This is a genomic window from Streptomyces sp. NPDC093094, assembly GCF_044754345.1.
Classification (GTDB): domain Bacteria; phylum Actinomycetota; class Actinomycetes; order Streptomycetales; family Streptomycetaceae; genus Streptomyces.
In genome coordinates this window covers 470977-490085 of sequence record NZ_JBIVOX010000005.1, presented here as the reverse complement: position 1 = coordinate 490085, position 19109 = coordinate 470977, and the positions used below count along the sequence as shown (strand labels likewise).

Sequence of the window (19109 nt, the reverse complement as noted above, 5' to 3'; positions counted from 1 at the left end):
GGTGGAGGCCCCGTTCTCCTGTGCGCTTAGCCTTGCGCCGTGACGGACGAGACGACGGGCCGTGCCGAGGGGCACGCGGCGGACAGGACGGGCCGGTGGCGGGGGTGGCGTACGGCCGCACAGGAGGCGCTGTACGGGCCCGGCGGCTTCTACCGCGGGCCGGAGGGGCCGGCCGGGCACTTCCGTACGTCCGTGCACGCCTCGCCGCTGTTCGCACGGGCGGTGGCCGGGCTGCTGTGCCGCGTCGACGAGGCACTGGGCCGCCCGCGGCGGCTGGACTTCGTCGACATGGCCGCAGGCCGGGGCGAGCTGGCCGCGGGGGTGCTCGGGGCGCTGCCGGCGGACGTGGCGGCACGCGTGCGTGCGTGTGCCGTCGAGATCGCGGACCGGCCCCCGGGGCTGGATCCCCGGATCGAGTGGACCGCCGAGCCGCCCGAGGACGTCACCGGACTGCTGTTCGCCAACGAATGGCTGGACAACGTGCCCGTCGAGGTCGCCGAGGTGGACGCGGCGGGCGTCGCCCGGCTGGTCCTCGTCCGCGAGGACGGGACCGAGCGGCTCGGGGTGCCGGTCTCGGGCGCCGAGGCGGAGTGGCTCGCCCGCTGGTGGCCGCTGCCGGGCGAGGAGGGGCTGCGCGCCGAGATCGGTCTGCCCCGGGACGCCGCATGGGCCTCGGCGGTCTCGTGTGTCGGCCGGGGGCTCGCGGTGGCGGTCGACTACGCGCACACCGCGGGCGCGCGCCCTCCGTTCGGGACGCTGGCCGGCTTCCGGGAGGGGCGGGGGACCACGCCCGTGCCGGACGGGTCGTGCGATGTCACGGCGCACGTCGCGCTGGACGCGTGCGCGCTGCCCGGAGGGCGGGTGATCTCACAGCGCGCCGCTCTGCACGCCCTGGGCCTCACCGGCGCACGCCCTCCGCTCACCCTCGCCTCCACGAACCCCGCGGAGTACGTACGCGCCCTCGCGAGCGCCGGAGAGGCCGCCGAGCTCACCGCGGCGGGCGGTCTCGGCGACTTCGGCTGGCTGGTGCAGCCGGCCGGGATCCCCGACCCGCTGGGCGAGGCGTCCGCGGACTGAGCCGCGTACGGCCCGCCCGCAGGTGTCCACGGACCGCCCGCCGGTGTCCACGGCCTACTTGCCGATGTCCACGGCCTACTTGTCGATGTCCCCGACCACGAAGAACATCGACCCGAGGATCGCCACCATGTCCGCCACCAGCGTGCCCGGCAGCAGTTCGGTCAGCGCCTGGATGTTGTTGTACGAGGCCGAGCGCAGCTTGAGGCGGTACGGCGTCTTCTCGCCCTTGCTGACGAGGTAGTAGCCGTTGATGCCGAGCGGGTTCTCGGTCCACGCGTACGTGTGCCCCTCGGGCGCCTTCAGGACCTTCGGCAGCCGCTGGTTGATCGGGCCGGGCGCCAGCCCGGCGAGCCGGTCCAGGCAGGCGTCCGCCAGGTCCAGCGCGTTGTGCGTCTGCTCCAGCAGGCACTCGAACCGGGCGAGGCAGTCGCCCTCCTCACGGGTGACGACCTTCAGGACGTCCTGGAGCTCGCCGTACGCCAGGTAGGGCTCGTCGCGGCGCAGATCGAGGTCGACGCCCGAGGCGCGCGCGATCGGCCCGCTCACCCCGTAGGCGTGCACGGCCTGCGGGGTCAGGGCGCCCACGCCCCGGGTGCGCCCGCGGAAGATCTCGTTGCCGAGCACCAGGTCGTCGAAGACGTCCATGCGCGAGCGCACCGCGGCGACCGCGCCGCGCGCGCGTACGGCCCAGCCCGCCGGCAGGTCCTCCTTGAGGCCGCCGACGCGGTTGAACATGTAGTGCATGCGCCCGCCGGAGACCTCCTCCATGACGTTCTGGAGCACCTCGCGCTCCCGGAACGCGTAGAAGACCGGCGTGATGCCGCCCAGCTCCAGCGGGTAGGAGCCGAGGAACATCAGGTGGTTGAGCACCCGGTTCAGCTCCGCCAGCAGCGTGCGCGTCCACACCGCCCGCTCCGGCACCTCCATGCCGAGCATGCGCTCCACCGCGAGGACCACGCCCAGCTCGTTGGAGAACGCCGACAGCCAGTCGTGACGGTTGGCCAGCATGATGATCTGCCGGTAGTCGCGCGCCTCGAACAGCTTCTCCGCGCCCCGGTGCATGTAGCCGATCACCGGCTCCGCGCTCAGGATGCGCTCGCCGTCCAGGACCAGCTTCAGCCGCAGCACGCCGTGCGTGGACGGGTGCTGGGGCCCGATGTTGAGCACCATGTCGGTGCTCTCCGCGGCGCCGCCGATTCCGACCATGGTCTCCGTCTGAGGAGTCATGGACACAGTCTCCCCTACGTAGGCTGGCCGTATGGAGACGGGGAGCCCGCGGGACACGGACGCGCCGGGGACCGAGCCGGACGGAACGACGCCGGACCGGGACGGGCCGGACAGGCCGGAGCCGGGCATACCGGACGGGCCGGAGCCGGACGGGACCATGTGGAAGGGACTGCCGCCCGGACTGCTGCGGATGCGGCGGATGCTGCTGGTGCTGTGGCTGGGGCTGCTGGCCGCCGGCACCGCGCTGCTGCTCGGCCTGCTCGCCGGCCCCGCGTGGGCGGCCTTCGCCCTGCTCCCCCTCGCCCTCACGGCCTGGGGCTGGGTGCTGCTGGGCCGCAACTGGCGCTCCTGGCGGTACGCCGAGCGCGCCGACGACCTGCTGATCAGCCGGGGCGTGCTCTGGCACACGGTCACGGTCGTGCCGTACGGCCGCATGCAGCTCGTCGAGGTCACCTCCGGGCCCGTCGAGCGGCACTTCGGGCTGGCCAGCGTCCAGCTGCACACCGCCGCCGCCGCGACCGACGCCACCGTCCCCGGCCTCCACCCCGCCGAGGCCGAACGGCTGCGCGACCGGCTCACCGAACTGGGCGAGGCCCGATCGGCGGGCCTGTGAACACGCCGGGCCCCGAAACGGAACCGGACACCGGCGCGGAACCGGACACCGGCGCGGAACCGGACACCGAAACGGGACCGGGCCCCGAAACGGGACCGGACACCGAGCACACCGTCACCGAGCGGCGGCTGCACCCGGTGACGCCGCTGCGGCGGGCCTGGGCCCCCCTGGCCGTGCTCGCCGGATGGGCCGTGCACGACCCCGGCCAGACCCAGCGCCAGCTGGAACGGCTGACGACGACGACCCTGCTGGCCGCCCTCGCCGTGATCGTCCCGGCCGCCGCCCTCTACGGCTTCTTGACCTGGTGGTACACCCACTTCGCGGTCACCGGCGGCGAACTGCGCATCCGTACCGGCCTGGTGTTCCGGCGCACCGCGCACATCCGGCTGGAGCGCATCCAGGCCGTCGACGTCACCCAGCCGCTGCTCGCCCGCGTCGCGGGTGTGGCGAAGCTCAGACTGGACGTCGTGGGCGCGGACAAGAAGGACGAACTGGCCTTCCTCGGGGAGCGCGAGGCACGTGCGCTCCGCGCGGAACTGCTCGCGCGTGCCGCCGGTTTCGCGCCCGGGACGGCGCACGAGGTCGGCGAGGCGCCGTCCCGCGAGCTGCTGCGGGTGCCCCCGCCCGTGCTCGCCGGCTCGCTGCTGCTGGCAGGCTCCACCTGGGGCGCGCTGGCCGCCGCCCTCGTCGTACCGCTGCTGCTGTGGACGGCCACGCACAGCCTGTGGACGGTCCTCGCGACCGCGCTGCCCCTGCTGGGCGCGGCGGGCGCGAACAGCGTGGGACGGTTCGTGGCCGACTACGACTGGACGGTCGCCGAGTCCCCGGACGGACTGCGCATCGACCGCGGGCTGCTGGACCGCACCCATGAGACGGTTCCGCCGGGCCGGGTGCAGACCGTGCGGATCGTGGAACCGGTCCTGTGGCGCGGGCGCGGCTGGGTGCGGGTCGAACTGGACGTGGCCGGGTCGTCGAACTCCGTGCTGGTGCCCGTCGCCCCGCGCGAGGTCGCCGAGTCGCTCGTCGCACACGTGCTGCCCGGCGTGACCGTACCGCCGTACGCGGCGCTGTCCCGGCCGCCGCGGCGCGCGGGCCGGTGCGTGCCGCTGTGGTGGCGGGGGCACGGCGTGGTGGTCACCGACGCCGTGTTCGCCGCCCGGCACGGTCTGTTGCGCCGCAGCCTCGCCCTCGTCCCCCACGCCAAGGTGCAGAGCGTACGGCTCACCCAGGGGCCCTGGGAGCGGCTGTGGCGGCTCGCCGACGTCCAGGTGGACACCGGCGCCGACAAGACCGTCACAGCGCGCCTGCGGGGCGCCGAGGAGGCCGCACGGCTGCTGCACGGCCAGGCCGAGCGCTCCCGCACCGGCCGCCGGGACGCCCTGCCCGACCGGTGGATGACGACCGGATGACGCCGCGAGGGCGGCACGCGTGTGTGCGTGCCGCCCTCACGGGGTGCGTGCGTCCGTGCTGTGACGCGGTGTCAGGACGCCGCGCTGCGCAGGCCCTGCAGGTCGATCTGCTCGGTCTCGTCGTGCGCGGTCAGGTCGATCACCTGGCCGACGGCGCGGACCTCCTCGCCGGCGGGCCGGAACTCCGACTCGGCCTCGGCCTTGTGCAGATCGAGCGCCTCCCGGCCGACGACGTCGGCGAGGTCCTCGTTCTGCACGGCCTCCAGCGCGTCGGGCCCGGGCTCCTTCGTGCCGAAGAAGTCGAATCCGCCCTCCACCGCCGGTCGCCGCGCGGGGGCGGCCGGTACGACGGCCACGGCGGTCGGGACGGTGAAGTGCCCGCCACCGGGCTGCCGTACGGGCCTGGCGACGGCCGCGGCGTCCGTGGAGGCGCCGGCGGCCGCGGAGTCCGTGGAGTCCGTGGAGTCCGTGGAGTCTTCCTTCGTGTCCTTCGGCTCCTCCGCCGTCTCCTGCACGCGCTTCGGCTCGGGGACGGCCCGCTCGTCCGCGGCGGCGGGGGCGGCGCCGGTCCCGACATCGCTGTCAGCATCGACGGCGGTGCCGGTGCCGGCGTCCTCGGCGTCGGTGCCGGCGTCGGCGTCGGCGTCCTCGGCGGAAGGCCGCTCCCGGGTGGCCGCGGCGTCGGAGGCGCGGTCCTGCGCGGCGCCGGTGTCGGCGGTGGCGGCCGCGCGCTCATGTCCTGCGGCCGCCTCGGTCTTCCCCCGCGCCTCGTCCTCCGGCGCGGCCTGCGGGCCGGTACCGCCGGGGCCGCCGGGGCCGTCCGTGTCGCCGCCGCCCTCGCCGCCGGCGGCGGAGTCGGCGGCGGCGGAGTCGGCGGCCTGCACGGAGCCTTCCTCGGCGGTGTCGCCGGCGAAGCGGCTCAGCGCGGCGTTCGCGCGCAGGAACAGCTGCGAGCCCTCCGGCGAGAACACCGCGAGCGCCTTCGGCTCCTCCTGCCGCGCGTGCTGCTCCTGCTCCGCGTGCTGCTCCTGCTCCTGCTCCGCGTGTTCCGCCTCCCGCGCGCGCTCCGCCTCGGCGGCGTCCGCGCGGGCCGTCGCGGCCTCGGCGCTCTCGATCTCGGCCTGGCGGGCCGCCGGTACGGGCGGCAGCGCCGCACGCGCGGGCGTGCCGGACTCGATCTCCAGCAGGCGGCGGCCCTCCAGGGCGCTGGCCCGCTCGGTCTCCGCGGTGGCGTAACGGCGCAGCAGGGCCGCGTGCTCGTTGCGCAGCTTCGCCAGTTCCGCGCGCTTCGCGCGCAGGCGCTGCTCCAGCTTGCCGCGCAGCTCGCGCGACTCGTCCAGGTCGGACTCCAGTTCGGCGACCCGTTCCTCATGGCGCCACTCGTCGCTCGCTCGCGCGCGCGTGAGGTCGGCGACCTGCTTGCCGGCCTGCGTGTCCCAGCGGCGCATGACGACCGCGCCCGCGACCGTGGTGGCGACGGCCGCCGCGGCGAAGCCGCGCAACAGCGCCGCTTCCGAGAACACCCAGGGCCCGAGGGCGCAGACGACGGAGACGCCTGCGATCACCGAGGGGGGCAGCAGCCTGTGCAGAGGCGGGGAATGGCGGTGACGTCCACGTGGCATGGCCAGAAACTTACCGCGCGTAGGCGAACCGTGGTGCCCTGGGTCACAAAAACACAGCGACAGCCGAGCCTTCACAGGGCGTCAGCCGTTCACGGCGCTCGCACACGTGCGTGCGGCGAGTGAACCTCCCTCCCGAACTCACCGTCCTAGAGGGCGCAATGTCGCCGGATGCCCGAATCGGCCCGGCGCCGAGTCCTCTCGCGGAACCACGGGAAGCGATGCCTGCCAGGGAAGAACAGGACATACCGGGCACCAACTCGGCCCCGCCCGGCCGCACACGGCGGCTGCCCCGCGGTCCGCGCCCCGAGTCCGTGCCCGTCCTCGCCGCCCGCACGGCCGGTCTGGTGGGTCTGCTGGACATCGCCGCCGGTGTCTTCCCGCGCCTCCGCCCCGACCACGGGCACGCCCTCGCCGGCCTGCTGCCCCACGTGCCCGGCCCGTTCGCGGCCGCGCTCTCGCTCAGCAGCGGCGTGCTGCTGGTCCTGCTCGCGCCGGGCCTCGGACGCGACGAACGACGGGCCTGGCGTGCCGCCCTCGCCCTGCTGCCCACCGGGGCGTTCGCCCAGTTCGCCTGCCGCGGCTCCGTGCTGGGTCTCGTCGTCCCCTCGGCCCTGCTCTGGCTGCTGCTGCGCCACCGCGACCGGTTCGGCGCCCGGTCCGACGCCCGGTCCGGCCCGCACGGCCGCCTGCACGCGCTCGCCCACCTCGTCCTCATGGGCGCCTCCTCGCTCGCCCTCGGCCTCGTCGTGGTCAGCGCCCACCCCGGCCGCACGGTCGGCGACCCCAGCCTGGCCGACCGCATCGCCCAGGCCCTCTACGGCCTGTCGGGCCTCGACGGCCCCGTCGACTACCTCGGCAGCACCTCCTGGACCGTCGCCCTCTCCCTCGGCTCCCTCGGACTGCTCACCGCGGCCACCACCCTCTGCCTCGCCCTGCGCCCCGGCCGCCCCGCCGCCCGCCTCACGCCCGGGGACGCGGCCCGGCTGCGCGCCCTGCTGGAACGGCACGGCGGCCACGACCCGCTCGGCCGTCCGGCCCCGCGCCGTGCCACTGCCGTCGTCTTCTCCCCCAGCGGCAGGGCCGCCGTCACCTACCGCGTGGTCTCCGGCACGATGCTCGCCGACGGCGACCCCGTCGGCGACGTCGAGGCATGGCCCGGAGCCATCGAGCGCTTCATGGACGAGGCCCGCGTCCGCTCCTGGACCCCTGCCGTCACGGGCTGTTCCGAGACCGGCCGCCGGGTGTGGGTCCGCGAGACCGGCCTCGACGTCCTCGGACCGCACGACGGGGCGGTGGTGGACACCGCGGATTTCTCCCTCGCCGGCCGCCCCACGCGCGACGCACTCCAGATCGCCGAGCGCCTCGGGCGGGCCGGTTGCGCGACCCTGGTACGACGTGTCCCTGACCTCGGCCGCACCGGTCCGGGTCCCCGCCGCGAGCCGGAGGCGGGCCGGGCCCCGGTCCGGGCCCCGCTCCAGGGCCGGCCCTCCCCGCACACCCTCCCGGCACGGAAGATCCGCGCGGCGTGAACCCGGCCGGCCCGGACACGGCTCCCGGGGGCGGAGGGGGGCGGGAGCCGGGCCCGGGCCGCACGGCCTTCCCGGCCGCCCACGGGGCCTACGCTGAACATATGAGCAAGCAGAGCGGACGCGGGCACATCGCGGGTCTTCCGGAATGGGACCGCTGCGCGGTCATGGGAGTCGTCAACGTGACCCCCGACTCCTTCTCCGACGGCGGCCGCTGGTTCGACACCACCGCGGCCATCAAGCACGGCCTCGACCTCATCGCCCGGGGCGCCGACCTCGTCGACGTCGGCGGCGAGTCCACCCGTCCCGGTGCCACCCGCGTCGACGAGGACGAGGAGCTGCGACGCGTCATCCCCGTCGTCCGCGGCCTGGCCTCCGAGGGCGTCGTCGTCTCCGTCGACACCATGCGCGCCTCCGTCGCCGCCCGGTCCCTCGCCGCCGGCGCCGCCCTCGTCAACGACGTCAGCGGCGGCCTCGCCGACCCCGCGATGATCCCGGCCGTCGCCGACACGGGAGCCCCCTTCGTCGTCATGCACTGGCGCGGCTTCCTCCAGGGCGGCAACGTCAAAGGCACCTACGACGACGTCGTCGCCGAGGTCGTCGACGAGCTCCGCGCGCGCGTGCAGGCGGTGCTCGACGGCGGCATCGCCCCCGACCGCATCGTCGTCGACCCCGGCCTGGGCTTCTCCAAGGAGGGCGACCACGACCTCTCCCTCCTCGCCCACCTCGACCGGCTGCGCGACCTCGGCCACCCGGTCCTCGTCGCCGCCTCCCGCAAGCGCTTCCTCGGCCGTGTCCTCGCCGGGCCCGAGGCCGCTCCCCCGCCCGCCCGCGAGCGGGACGCGGCGACGGCCGCCGTCTCCGCCCTCGCGGCGCAGGCCGGGGCGTGGGCCGTACGCGTGCACGAGGTGCGCGCCACGGCGGACGCGGTACGGGTCGCACGCGCCGTGGAAGGGGCCCGTGCGGAGCGCGGCTCCTCGCCGGAGTGGTCATGACGCGCCCGGCACACGCCGGGCACCCCGCGCACCCAACCGAACGCGCGCCCGGCGCGCACCCCCATGAAGGAGCCCGGTGAGCGCCCCTCACACCGATGTCGAGCACGTCGAAGCCGCCAACACGGCCTTCTACGAGGCCCTGGAGCACGGCGACTTCGACACCCTCTCCTCGCTCTGGCTCACGCCTTCCGACCTGGGCGTCGACGAGGAGTACCACGACCCCGCCGACACCGGCGTGGTCTCCTGCGTGCACCCCGGCTGGCCCGTCCTCACCGGCCGCGCCGAGGTCCTCAGGTCGTACGCGCTGATCATGGCGAACACCGACTACATCCAGTTCTTCCTCACCGACGTCCACGTCTCCGTCACCGGCGACACCGCCCTGGTCACCTGCACCGAGAACATCCTCAGCGGCGGCCCCGCACCCGAGGCCGGGGGCGAGCTCGGCCCCCTGGTCGGCCAGCTCGTGGTCGCCACGAACGTGTTCCGGCGCACCCCGGACGGCTGGAAGATCTGGTCGCACCACGCCTCGCCCGTGCTGGCCGAGAAGGACGGCGAGGAGGACGAGGACCCCGCCGCCTGAGCGGGCGTGCGTCGGGGCGGGGCGGGGCGCCTCCCCGCAGGGAGCAAGGAGTGGTTGGGATCACGGTTGTGCGGGTAGGGGCGGCTACCGACCCGTGAGGCGCCGGGTTCCCCAGGGGAAACAACCGCTGGACACCTCTGGCTCCGGCCCGGAGCCGGGCCCCCGTGGCCCGGCGCTGTCAGTGCCCGCAGGTAGATTCGTTCGAGGCCGGTCCGCCGCCCGCACGTGGCACGACCCGGCCGTCACCGACAATTGCAGGAGTGATTCGCGTGGATCGTGTCGCGCTGCGCGGCCTGAAGGCCCGCGGGCACCACGGTGTGTTCCCCAAGGAGCGCGAGGAGGGCCAGACCTTCATCGTGGACCTCGTCCTCGGCCTGGACACCCGGCCGGCCGCGGCCGACGACGACCTGACGAGAACCGTGCACTACGGCATCGTGGCCGAGGAGGTCGTGGCGGTCGTCGAGGGCGAGCCCGTCAACCTCATCGAGACCCTCGCCGAGCGCATCGCCCAGGCGTGTCTGAAGCACGAGGGGGTACAGGAGGTCGAGGTCTGCGTCCACAAGCCGGACGCACCGATCACCGTCCCCTTCGACGACGTGACCGTGACCATCGCCCGGAGGCGAGCATGAGCACAGCGTTCACCGAGGGTCCCAGCGACCCGACCGTACAGCCGGTGCCCGCCTCCGTCGTCGAACAGGTCGATGCCGCCGACACCACCCTGAGCAACCCCCGGCGTGCCGTGCTCTCCCTCGGCTCCAACCTGGGCAACCGCCTGGAGACCCTCCAGGGAGCCGTCGACGCCCTGGAGGACACCCCCGGCATCCGGATCAAGGCCGTCTCCCCCGTCTACGAGACCGAGCCGTGGGGCGTGGAGCCCGGCAGCCAGCCCTCCTACTTCAACGCGGTCGTGATCCTCAGAACCACCCTGCCGCCGTCCTCCCTGCTGGAGCGGGCGCACGCGGTCGAGGAGGCGTTCGACCGGGTGCGCGAGGAGCGCTGGGGCGCCCGCACCCTGGACGTCGACATCGTGGCCTACGCCGACGTCGTCTCCGACGACCCGGTCCTCACCCTGCCGCACCCCCGCGCCCATGAGCGGGCCTTCGTCCTCGCCCCCTGGCACGACGTCGACCCCGGTGCCCGGCTGCCCGGCCGCGGAGCCGTCGCCGATCTTCTGGACACCCTCACCCGCGACGGCGTGGCGCCGCGCGGGGACCTGGAACTCCGGCTGCCCGAGTAGTCGTTAAGGTCAAGACGACCGCACATGTCCGGGGGGAGCTGAAGGAACACCGTGAGAGAGCTGCGCATCAGGGTGCTGGCAGGCGTGTTCGTCGTCGCCGGTGTCCTGTCCTGGGCGGGTGCCCGTCTGTGGAACTCGGTCGGAACCCTCCCCAGCGTCCCCCTCGCCGCCCCCATCGTGCTGGCCGTGATCGCGGTGGTCCTCCTCGCCACGGCCCTCTCCCTGCGCGGCCGCCTCAAGGCCCAGCGCGAGCGCCGCCCCGGCGCCAAGGGCGTCGACCCGCTCATGGCGGCCCGCGCGGTCGTCTTCGGCCAGGCCAGCGCGCTGGTCGCCGCCCTCGTCGCCGGCATGTACGGCGGCACCGGGATCTTCCTCCTGGAGTACCTCGACATCCCCGCCCGCCGCGACCAGGCCATCTACGCGGCCTTCTCCGTCCTGGCCGGCATCGGCGTCATAGCGGCCGCCCTCTTCCTGGAGCGCGTCTGCAAACTCCCGGAGGACGACGAGCACGACGGGACGGGCGCCGCCCCGGTGGCGTAGCCCCGCCGCGCCGCGCTCCGGGTCAGCGGGCCAGTATCAGGCTCATCGCCTCGGCACGGGTCGTGGCGTCCCGCAGCTGGCCCCGCACCGCCGAGGTCGTCGTCTTGGCGCCCGGCTTGCGGATGCCGCGCACCGACATGCACATGTGCTCCGCCTCGACGACCACGATCGCGCCCCGCGCCTCCAGGATCCGCATCAGGGAGTCCGCGATCTGCGTGGTGAGCCGCTCCTGCACCTGCGGGCGGCGGGCGAACACCTCGACGAGCCGGGCCAGCTTGGACAGGCCGGTGATCTTGCCGGTCTCGGCCGGGATGTAGCCGACGTGGGCGACCCCGTGGAACGGCAGCAGATGGTGCTCACACAGAGACACGATCTCGATGTCCCGCACCAGGACCATCTCGTCGTGCCCCAGGTCGAACGTCGTCGTGAGGACGTCCTCCGGCTCCTGCCGCAGACCCGCGAGCAGCTCCCGGTACGCCCGCGCCACCCGTGCCGGTGTCTCCCTCAGACCCTCGCGGTCCGGGTCCTCACCGACCGCGATCAGCAGTTCGCGTACGGCGTTCTCGGCACGCTTCTCGTCGAACTCGCCGATGGAGCCTTCGCCGTCCAGCGTCACGGGGTCGGTCATCTGGTGCCTCGTTCCTGTACCTGTCGCGTGGATCACGCGTCTTACGTGCGGCCATACGAAATGCCGCGCCCCCCAGGCTAGAACCAGGGGGGCGCGGCATCCATTCCGGGCCCGGTGGGGTCACCGGGCCCGGGGTGTCAGCTCTCGGGGCGGTCCTCGGTGACCGGCTCGGCCGCCGGGGCGGCGTCGGTCGTCGTGGACTTGGCGGTGCTGATCGCCGGGGTCGCGCCGTTGGCACCGTTGGTCAGTGCGAGCTCCTTGGGGGAGAGCACCGGCGGACGGGTGGACGGCGTACGCCGCGAGGAACCGGTCCAGGCAGGTCGCGCCGGGCGCTTGACGATGGCGGAGAAGATCTCGGCGATCTCCTCCTTGCCCAGCGTCTCCTTCTCCAGCAGCTGCAGGACCAGGTTGTCGAGAACGTCGCGGTTCTCGACCAGGATCTCCCACGCCTCGTTGTGCGCGTTCTCGATGAGCTTCTTGACTTCCTCGTCCACCAGGGCGGCGACCTCTTCCGAGTAGTCGCGCTGGTGGGCCATCTCACGGCCGAGGAACGGCTCGGTGTTGTCGCCGCCGAACTTGATGGCGCCGAGACGCTCGGTCATGCCGTACTGGGTGACCATGGCCCGGGCCGTGGCGGTGGCCTTCTCGATGTCGTTCGCCGCGCCCGTGGTCGGGTCGTGGAAGACGAGCTCCTCGGCCGCACGGCCGCCCAGCATGTAGGCCAGCTGGTCCAGCATCTCGTTGCGCGTCGTGGAGTACTTGTCCTCGTCCGGCAGGACCATCGTGTAGCCCAGCGCGCGGCCGCGGCTGAGGATCGTGATCTTGTGGACCGGGTCGGAGTTCGGTGAGGCCGCCGCGACCAGGGCGTGACCGCCCTCGTGGTAGGCGGTGATCTTCTTCTCCTTGTCCGACATGATCCGGGTCCGCTTCTGCGGGCCCGCGACCACGCGGTCGATCGCCTCGTCCAGCATCTGGTTGTCGATCAGCTTCTTGTCCGAGCGGGCCGTCAGCAGCGCGGCCTCGTTCAGCACGTTGGAGAGATCGGCACCCGTGAAGCCGGGGGTGCGGCGGGCGACGGCGGACAGGTCCACGTCCGGAGCGACCGGCTTGCCCTTCTGGTGGACCTTGAGGATCTCCAGACGGCCCTGCATGTCCGGGCGGTCGACCGCGATCTGGCGGTCGAAGCGGCCGGGGCGCAGGAGCGCCGGGTCGAGGATGTCGGGCCGGTTGGTCGCGGCGATGAGGATCACGCCGCCCTTGACGTCGAAGCCGTCCATCTCGACGAGCAGCTGGTTCAGCGTCTGCTCGCGCTCGTCGTGTCCACCGCCGAGGCCGGCGCCGCGGTGGCGGCCGACCGCGTCGATCTCGTCGACGAAGACGATGGCCGGGGCGTTGGCCTTGGCCTGCTCGAAGAGGTCACGGACCCGGGAGGCACCGACACCGACGAACATCTCGACGAAGTCGGAGCCGGAGATCGAGTAGAACGGGACGCCCGCCTCGCCGGCGACGGCGCGCGCGAGCAGGGTCTTGCCGGTTCCGGGCGGGCCGTAGAGCAGCACACCCTTGGGGATCTTGGCGCCGACGGCCTGGAACTTGGCGGGCTCCTGGAGGAACTCCTTGATCTCGTGGAGCTCCTCGACGGCCTCGTCGGAGCCGGCGACGTCGGCGAACGTCGTCTTGGGGGTGTCCTTGGTGATGAGCTTGGCCTTCGACTTGCCGAAGTTCATCACCCGGGAGCCGCCGCCCTGCATCTGATTCATCAGGAACAGGAAGACGACCACGATCAGGACGAAGGGGAGCAGCGACAGCAGGATGCCCACGATGGGGTTCTGCTTGGACGGCGAGACGGTGTAGCCGTCCGGGATCTGCTTGTCCTGGAACTTCTGCTGCAGCGTGGCTGCGATGGTCACGCCCTGGTCGCCGATGTAGCTCGCCTGGATCTTCGAGCTGCCCTCGACCTTTACGCCGTCCTTGAGCTCGACCTTGATGATCTGTTCGTCGCCGGTGGTGAGCTTGGCCGACTCGACCTTGTTGTCATTGATCGCCTGGACGACCTGGCCGGTGTCCACCGTCTTGTAGCCCCCGGACGAGCCGACGACCTGCATCAACACGACCACGGCAAGGACGGCCAGCACGATCCACATGACCGGCCCACGGAAGTATCGCTTCACGTCCATCCATACGGAGCGGTGCCGCCCCGTCCCTCCTGCCATAGTGAGTTTGATAAGACAGTTCTTCTGACGGTACCCCAGCATTGTCGCCCGAAGCCGCACGGACGACGGGGCTGGCCCGTCTGCATGCTCCAACGGCGCGACACCCGCCGGGGTTCCCGATCTTCCTACGGGACTGGGCCCTTCGGGTCAGCCGCCGTAGACGTGGGGCGCGAGCGTACCGACGAACGGCAGGTTGCGGTACTTCTCGGCGTAGTCGAGGCCGTAGCCGACGACGAACTCGTTGGGGATGTCGAAGCCGACCCATTCGACGTCGATGGCGACCTTGGCCGCGTCGGGCTTGCGCAGCAGGGTGCACACCTTCAGCGACTCGGGCTCGCGCGAGCCGAGGTTCGACAGCAGCCAGGACAGGGTCAGGCCGGAGTCGATGATGTCCTCGACGATGAGGACGTGGCGGCCCTTGATGTCGGTGTCGAGGTCCTTGAGGATCCGCACGACGCCCGAGGACTGGGTGCCGGCACCGTAGGAGGAGACGGCCATCCAGTCCATGGTGACGGGGGTGGACAGCGCCCGGGCGAGGTCGGCCATGACCATGACCGCGCCCTTGAGGACTCCGACGATCAGCAGGTCCTTGCCCGCGTACTCCGCGTCGATCTTCGCAGCCAGCTCGGCCAGTTTGGCGTCGATCTGTTCCTTGGTGATGAGCACCTGCTTGAGGTCGGCACCCATGTCTTTCGCGTCCACCCGCATCACTTTCGGTCGTCCCACCGGCTTCTCCGGCCCCTCCGTGGGAAGGGGCCGGGCCTCTCTCCGCCAGGGAGAGATTCAGCCTTGCCGAATCACCAGTCTGCCACCCTGGCGCTGGGCCACGACTTTGCCGGGGAGATTGATGGCTCCCTGGCCGCGCCAGCCGGTGATCAGACGGTCGACTTCCTCGATGTGCCGGGCGAAGAGCGAGCCTGCCGGGGCACCGGCGCTGATGGCCGCGCGGCGCAGGATCCGGCGGCGTACGGCGGGCGGCAGGGCGTAGAGCTTGGCGCACTCCAGCAGTCCGGCGGCGTCACGGACGGATGCCTCGGCCTGGCTGGCCCAGGTGTCGAGGGCGTCGGCGTCGTCGCGGGAGAGCTGGGCCGTTCGGGCGAGGGCCTCGACGACTCCCTTGCCGAGGGCCTTCTCCAGGGCGGGCAGGCCCTCGTGACGCAGACGCGAGCGGGTGTAGGCGGGGTCGGTGTTGTGCGGGTCGTCCCAGACGGGCAGGGACTGGACCATGCATGCCTTGCGGGCGGTCTGCCGGTCGAGATGGAGGAAGGGGCGCCGGTAACGGCCGCCGGCTCCCGAGACCTCGGCCATTCCGGACAGGGAGCGGATGCCGGAGCCGCGGGCGAGGCCGAGCAGGACGGTTTCGGCCTGGTCGTCGCGGGTGTGGCCGAGGAGGACGGCGGTGGCGCCGTGGCGGAGGGCTGCCGCGTCGAGGGCGGCGTAGCGGGCGTCGCGGGCGGCCGCCTCCGGGCCCCCTTCACGGCCGACGGTCACGGCGTCGGCGTCGACGGGGTCGAGGCCGAGCTGGCGCAGCCGCAGGACGACCTCTTCGGCACGCAGGTCGGAGCCGGCCTGGAGCCCGTGGTCGACGGTGATGCCGCCGGCGCGGACGCCGAGCTTGGGGGCTTCGAAGGCGAGGGCGGAGGCGAGCGCCATGGAGTCGGCGCCGCCGGAGCATGCGACGAGCACGAGCGGCGACGGACGCTCGTGTGCGGTGCCCCGCAGGGCGAAGGCGTGGTCGGTGAGGATGTCGTGGAGGACGCGGCGGACCGCCAGGCGTATCGCCGCGACCGCAGGATGGGGACCCATGTCCGGTTCCCTTCATGAAGTTGTCGGGGTTGAGCCCGATGTCCGGTCACACAGAGTGTGTAGATGGTGACAGAAACGGGCGGTTCCCCGAGCATTGCACGCCTGTCCAGGACCCACGGTCCCTCGGACGGGTGATTGGAGGGGCGTTCGTCTGCCGTCGGCCGGTCGCCGTCCGCACCGTCGGCGTGCGCCTCACTCCTCCTCGGCCCCGGTCCGCCCGTGCACCCGGGCGATCCAGCCCGCCGGTTCGGCGATCTCACTCTTGGTGGGGAGGGTGTTCGGGGAGGTCCACACACGGTTGAAGCCGTCCATGCCGACCTGGTCGACGACGGCGCGCACGAAGCGTTCGCCGTCGCGGTACTGGCGGAGCTTGGCGTCGAGGCCGAGCAGACGGCGCAGGGCGAGGTCGAGGCGGGAGGCGCCCTTGGCGCGGCGCTGCTGGAACTTCTCGCGGATCTCGGCGACGGAACCGACGACGTCGGGGCCGACGCCGTCCATGACGTAGTCGGCGTGCCCTTCGAGGAGGGACATCACGGCGGTGAGGCGGGCGAGGACCTCGCGCTGGGCGGGGGTCTGGACGAGTTCGACGAGGGAGCGGCCGCCGTCGTCCTCCTCGCCCTCGGGGCGGCCTCCGGCGAGCGACTGGGCGGCGTCGCGGATGCGTTCGAGGACGGTGCCGGGGTCGACGTCGGTCTCGGCGAGGAACGCCTGGATCTCGCCCTCCAGATGGTCGCGCAGCCAGGGCACGGCGGTGAACTGGGTGCGGTGGGTCTCCTCGTGCAGGCACACCCACAGGCGGAAGTCGTGCGGCTCGACGTCGAGCTCGCGTTCGACGTGGACGATGTTCGGCGCGACGAGCAGCAGCCTGCCGCCGCCGTTCTCGCCGGCGGGCAGATCGCGGGTGGCGGGGGCGAAGGTCTCGTACTGGCCGAGGACGCGGGAGGCGAGGAAGGACAGCAGCATGCCGAGCTCGACGCCGGTGACCTTGCCGCCGACGGCGCCCAGCACGGCCCCTCCGGGACTGTCGGAGCGCCGTTCCTGCATCTTGTCGAGCAGCGGCCTGAGGATCTCGCGGAACCCGGCGACATTGGCCTTGACCCAGCCGGGGCGGTCGACGACCAGGACGGGCGTGTCGTGCAGGTGATCGCCGCCGAGCCGGGTGAAGCCGCGGACGTGCTCCTCGGACGCCTTGGCGTGCCGGCGCAGTTCGGCCACGACGGCGCGGGCCTCGTCACGACTGATCTCCGGGCCCGGCCGTACGAGCCGGGTCGCGGTCGCCACGGCGAGGTTCCAGTCGATCATCCCAGCAGATGCGGCACCACCGATGCTCGTCATGCGTCAACCGTACGTGAGCGCCGCCGCTCCGGGCAGGCCGTCGGGGCCGGGTCCGGCCGGGCGTCCCCGCGGGCCGCGGGGCCCGCGGATCAGGCGGTCATCTGCAGCCGCAGCCGGCCAGCGCGGTCGCCGCGCGGTCCAGGGCCGTCTGTGTCGCGGCCGGGTCCACGGTCCCCGACGCGAGGAACGCGAAGGCGAGGACCCGGCCGTCGCTGTCGACGACCGTGCCCGCCAGTGCGTTGACGCCGGTGAGGGTGCCGGTCTTCGCCCGTACGATCCCGGCGGCGCCGTCGGCGTAGCGGCTGCTCAGCGTGCCGGTGAAGCCGGCGACGGGGAGCCCGGTGAGGGCCGGGCGCAGCTCGGGGCGGTCGGGCTCGGCGGCCTCGGCCAGCAGGGCGGTGAGCAGGCCGGTGGTGAGGCGGTCGCCGCGGCTCAGTCCGCTGCCGTCCTGGAAGACGGCGCCCTTCACCGGCAGGCCGAGCTTCTTCAGCTGCTGCTCGACGGCCCGGCCGGCGCCGGCGAAGTCGGGGCGTTCGCCGGTGGCGAGCGCGGTGTGGCGTACGAGGGCCTCGGCGATGTCGTTGTCGCTGTTGGTCAGCATGCGCTCGACGAGGGTGGAGAGCGGCGGCGAGGAGACGGTGGCGAGGGTCTGTGCGCGCGAGGTCGCCTTGGAGGGGCCGGGTGCCGTGGTCCTGATCCCGTGGCTCTTCAGCAGACCGGCGAAGACGCGGGTGGCGTCGGCCGCGGGTTCCGCCGCGCGGGGCGCGGGGCCGCTGGTGGAGTCGTCGGTGCGGGCCTCGTCGGCCATCAGGGGGGTGACCTGGGCGATGTTGTCGTTGACCCCGATCGGGTGCAGTGCGGGGCCGGCGTAGAGCGTCGTGTCGTACGAGAGGGTGACCTCGCGCACGTCGCGTTCGCGCAGTTTCTTCGCGGTGCGGGCGGCGAGGGTGCGCAGGCTCGCCCACTCCCCGGCGTCGTCACGGGCGGTGAGAGTGGGGTCGCCGCCGCCGACGAGGACGAGTTCGCCGGTGTCGGGCTCGAAGGCGGCGTGGGTGGTGAGGCGGTGGTCGGGGCCGAGGGCGGACAGGGCGGCGACCGCGGTGGCGACCTTGGTGGTGGAGGCGGGGATCAGCGCCTGGCCTGCGCCGGAGCCGTAGAGGCGCTGTCCGGTGGTCAGGTCGACGACGGTGGCGGCGTGACGTTCGCCGAGCGCTCCGCCGCCGAGGAGGGGATCCAGGACGTCGGCGAGGGGCCGGGCGCCCGGCGCGGGGTTCCCGGCGGCGGGGGCCGCCCCGCCGAGACCGGCGAGGACGGAGGCGGCGCTGGGGGCGGGACGGGGCCCTGCGACGGACGTCGTACCGGATGTACGTCCGTGATCTGCGCCACCTGTGGGGTGCCCGGCGGCGGCCCGGTCACGCTCGGCCGTACGCTGGCCGGAGGAGTCCCAGGGCCCCGCGGCGGTGACCACGCCGGCGGCCAGCGCCAGTCCGGCGGTGGCGGCACCCGCGGTGTACTGCCAGGTTCTGACCCGTGTGACCTGCGGCTTTTTCCGCACCCACCGCGTGATCCGCGGTGCGGCTGCCGCGGTGACCCGGGCGAGACGGGGTCGCACGGCGCTCGCGAGCCGCGCCATCCGCGGTCCCGCGGCCCGCCAAGACCTCAGCTCTGGCACGACCACCAGCCCCTTTCGCGATCACACACCTGCGTGAGGGACACTTAATCACCAGAACTGTGCGCTGATCATGGAGGAGCCACCGGTGGAGTTCGACGTCACGATCGAGATCCCGAAGGGTTCGCGGAACAAGTACGAGGTGGACCACGAGACCGGTCGGATCCGCCTGGACCGTCGCCTCTTCACCTCGACCGCCTACCCGACCGACTACGGCTTCGTCGAGAACACTCTCGGCGAGGACGGTGACCCGCTGGACGCGCTGGTCATCCTGGACGAGCCGACCTTCCCGGGCTGCCTCATCAAGTGCCGCGCGATCGGCATGTTCCGGATGACGGACGAGGCCGGCGGCGACGACAAGCTGCTGTGCGTCCCGGCGACCGACCCGCGTGTGGAGCACCTGCGCGACATCCACCACGTGTCGGAGTTCGACCGCCTGGAGATCCAGCACTTCTTCGAGGTCTACAAGGACCTGGAGCCCGGCAAGTCCGTCGAGGGCGCCAACTGGGTCGGCCGTGTCGACGCCGAGGTCGAGATCGAGCGCTCCTACAAGCGTTTCAAGGAGTCGGGCGGCCACTGAGCCCCCTGGTTCCACCGAGCCGAACGGGCCGTACGCGCATGCGTGCGGCCCG

Annotated in this window: 17 protein-coding genes and 1 pseudogene; 10 read left to right on the top strand and 8 right to left on the bottom strand. The window is 73.1% G+C overall.

The window, feature by feature from the left end; genetic code table 11:
• Nucleotides 1-39 precede the first annotated feature (39 nt).
• Nucleotides 40-1077 carry an SAM-dependent methyltransferase gene (locus ACIQGV_RS13315; protein WP_402493989.1) on the top strand — a complete coding sequence of 346 codons (1038 nt, stop codon included), beginning with the start codon at nucleotides 40-42 and terminating at the stop codon, nucleotides 1075-1077.
• A 75-nt stretch (nucleotides 1078-1152) separates the two neighbouring features.
• On the opposite strand, the gene ACIQGV_RS13310 is transcribed toward ACIQGV_RS13315, so the two are convergent.
• Nucleotides 1153-2304 (bottom strand): NADH-quinone oxidoreductase subunit D, encoded by a 1152-nt coding sequence (locus tag ACIQGV_RS13310; RefSeq protein WP_402493986.1) that lies wholly within the window; start codon nucleotides 2302-2304, stop codon nucleotides 1153-1155.
• Nucleotides 2305-2335: 31 nt separating this feature from the next.
• On the opposite strand from ACIQGV_RS13310, the gene ACIQGV_RS13305 reads away from it, so the two are divergent.
• Both ACIQGV_RS13305 and ACIQGV_RS13300 read left to right on the top strand, forming a co-directional pair.
• On the top strand, nucleotides 2336-2917 hold the full coding sequence (locus ACIQGV_RS13305; protein WP_402493983.1) for a PH domain-containing protein: 582 nt from the start codon (nucleotides 2336-2338) through the stop codon (nucleotides 2915-2917).
• Nucleotides 2918-3045: 128 nt separating this feature from the next.
• On the top strand, nucleotides 3046-4326 hold the full coding sequence (locus ACIQGV_RS13300; RefSeq protein ID WP_402494125.1) for a PH domain-containing protein: 1281 nt from the start codon (nucleotides 3046-3048) through the stop codon (nucleotides 4324-4326).
• Between the two features lie 71 nt (nucleotides 4327-4397).
• On the opposite strand, the gene ACIQGV_RS13295 is transcribed toward ACIQGV_RS13300, so the two are convergent.
• The gene (locus ACIQGV_RS13295) at nucleotides 4398-5948 is read right to left on the bottom strand and encodes a hypothetical protein (RefSeq protein WP_402493981.1); all 1551 of its coding nucleotides are present in this window, start codon (nucleotides 5946-5948) and stop codon (nucleotides 4398-4400) included.
• Nucleotides 5949-6166: 218 nt separating this feature from the next.
• Here ACIQGV_RS13295 and ACIQGV_RS13290 point away from each other — a divergent pair.
• From ACIQGV_RS13290 to ACIQGV_RS13265, 6 genes and pseudogenes are all read left to right on the top strand, one after another.
• Nucleotides 6167-7360 (top strand): annotated as a pseudogene (locus ACIQGV_RS13290) (phosphatidylglycerol lysyltransferase domain-containing protein); the annotation flags it as partial.
• 218 nt (nucleotides 7361-7578) lie between these two features.
• Entirely contained in the window at nucleotides 7579-8469 is an 891-nt protein-coding gene (gene folP, locus ACIQGV_RS13285) for a dihydropteroate synthase (protein ID WP_402493978.1), read from the top strand.
• A gap of 76 nt (nucleotides 8470-8545) precedes the next feature.
• Nucleotides 8546-9049, top strand: coding sequence for a nuclear transport factor 2 family protein (locus ACIQGV_RS13280; RefSeq protein ID WP_402493976.1), 504 nt, complete (start codon nucleotides 8546-8548; stop codon nucleotides 9047-9049).
• A gap of 269 nt (nucleotides 9050-9318) precedes the next feature.
• Nucleotides 9319-9678, top strand: coding sequence for a dihydroneopterin aldolase (folB, locus tag ACIQGV_RS13275; RefSeq protein ID WP_402493973.1), 360 nt, complete (start codon nucleotides 9319-9321; stop codon nucleotides 9676-9678).
• The gene (folK, locus tag ACIQGV_RS13270) at nucleotides 9675-10286 is read left to right on the top strand and encodes a 2-amino-4-hydroxy-6-hydroxymethyldihydropteridine diphosphokinase (RefSeq protein ID WP_402493970.1); all 612 of its coding nucleotides are present in this window, start codon (nucleotides 9675-9677) and stop codon (nucleotides 10284-10286) included. The genes folB and folK overlap by 4 nt, the downstream gene beginning before the upstream one ends.
• Nucleotides 10287-10337: 51 nt before the next feature.
• Complete coding sequence (locus tag ACIQGV_RS13265; protein ID WP_402493968.1) at nucleotides 10338-10826, top strand: DUF3180 domain-containing protein; 489 nt, start codon at nucleotides 10338-10340, stop codon at nucleotides 10824-10826.
• Nucleotides 10827-10848: 22 nt separating this feature from the next.
• Here ACIQGV_RS13265 and folE read toward each other — a convergent pair whose 3' ends face one another.
• The 6 genes from folE to dacB all read right to left on the bottom strand — a co-directional run bounded on the left by folE (nucleotide 10849) and on the right by dacB (nucleotide 18441).
• Nucleotides 10849-11454 (bottom strand): GTP cyclohydrolase I FolE, encoded by a 606-nt coding sequence (gene folE / locus ACIQGV_RS13260; protein WP_402493965.1) that lies wholly within the window; start codon nucleotides 11452-11454, stop codon nucleotides 10849-10851.
• Between the two features lie 137 nt (nucleotides 11455-11591).
• Nucleotides 11592-13631: an ATP-dependent zinc metalloprotease FtsH gene (ftsH, locus tag ACIQGV_RS13255; protein WP_402493964.1), complete on the bottom strand. Its 2040-nt coding sequence runs from the start codon at nucleotides 13629-13631 to the stop codon at nucleotides 11592-11594.
• 183 nt (nucleotides 13632-13814) lie between these two features.
• The gene (gene hpt / locus ACIQGV_RS13250; protein WP_402494123.1) at nucleotides 13815-14375 is read right to left on the bottom strand and encodes a hypoxanthine phosphoribosyltransferase; all 561 of its coding nucleotides are present in this window, start codon (nucleotides 14373-14375) and stop codon (nucleotides 13815-13817) included.
• A gap of 75 nt (nucleotides 14376-14450) precedes the next feature.
• Nucleotides 14451-15473 (bottom strand): tRNA lysidine(34) synthetase TilS, encoded by a 1023-nt coding sequence (tilS, locus tag ACIQGV_RS13245; protein WP_402493962.1) that lies wholly within the window; start codon nucleotides 15471-15473, stop codon nucleotides 14451-14453.
• A gap of 192 nt (nucleotides 15474-15665) precedes the next feature.
• Nucleotides 15666-16808, bottom strand: a complete 1143-nt coding sequence (locus tag ACIQGV_RS13240; protein WP_402493960.1) for a zinc-dependent metalloprotease — start codon at nucleotides 16806-16808, stop codon at nucleotides 15666-15668.
• Nucleotides 16809-16905: 97 nt separating this feature from the next.
• Nucleotides 16906-18441, bottom strand: a complete 1536-nt coding sequence (dacB, locus tag ACIQGV_RS13235) for a D-alanyl-D-alanine carboxypeptidase/D-alanyl-D-alanine-endopeptidase (RefSeq protein ID WP_402493957.1) — start codon at nucleotides 18439-18441, stop codon at nucleotides 16906-16908.
• Nucleotides 18442-18565: 124 nt separating this feature from the next.
• Here dacB and ACIQGV_RS13230 point away from each other — a divergent pair, with 124 nt between their 5' ends.
• Nucleotides 18566-19057 carry an inorganic diphosphatase gene (locus tag ACIQGV_RS13230; protein WP_194078292.1) on the top strand — a complete coding sequence of 164 codons (492 nt, stop codon included), beginning with the start codon at nucleotides 18566-18568 and terminating at the stop codon, nucleotides 19055-19057.
• Nucleotides 19058-19109: the final 52 nt, after the last annotated feature.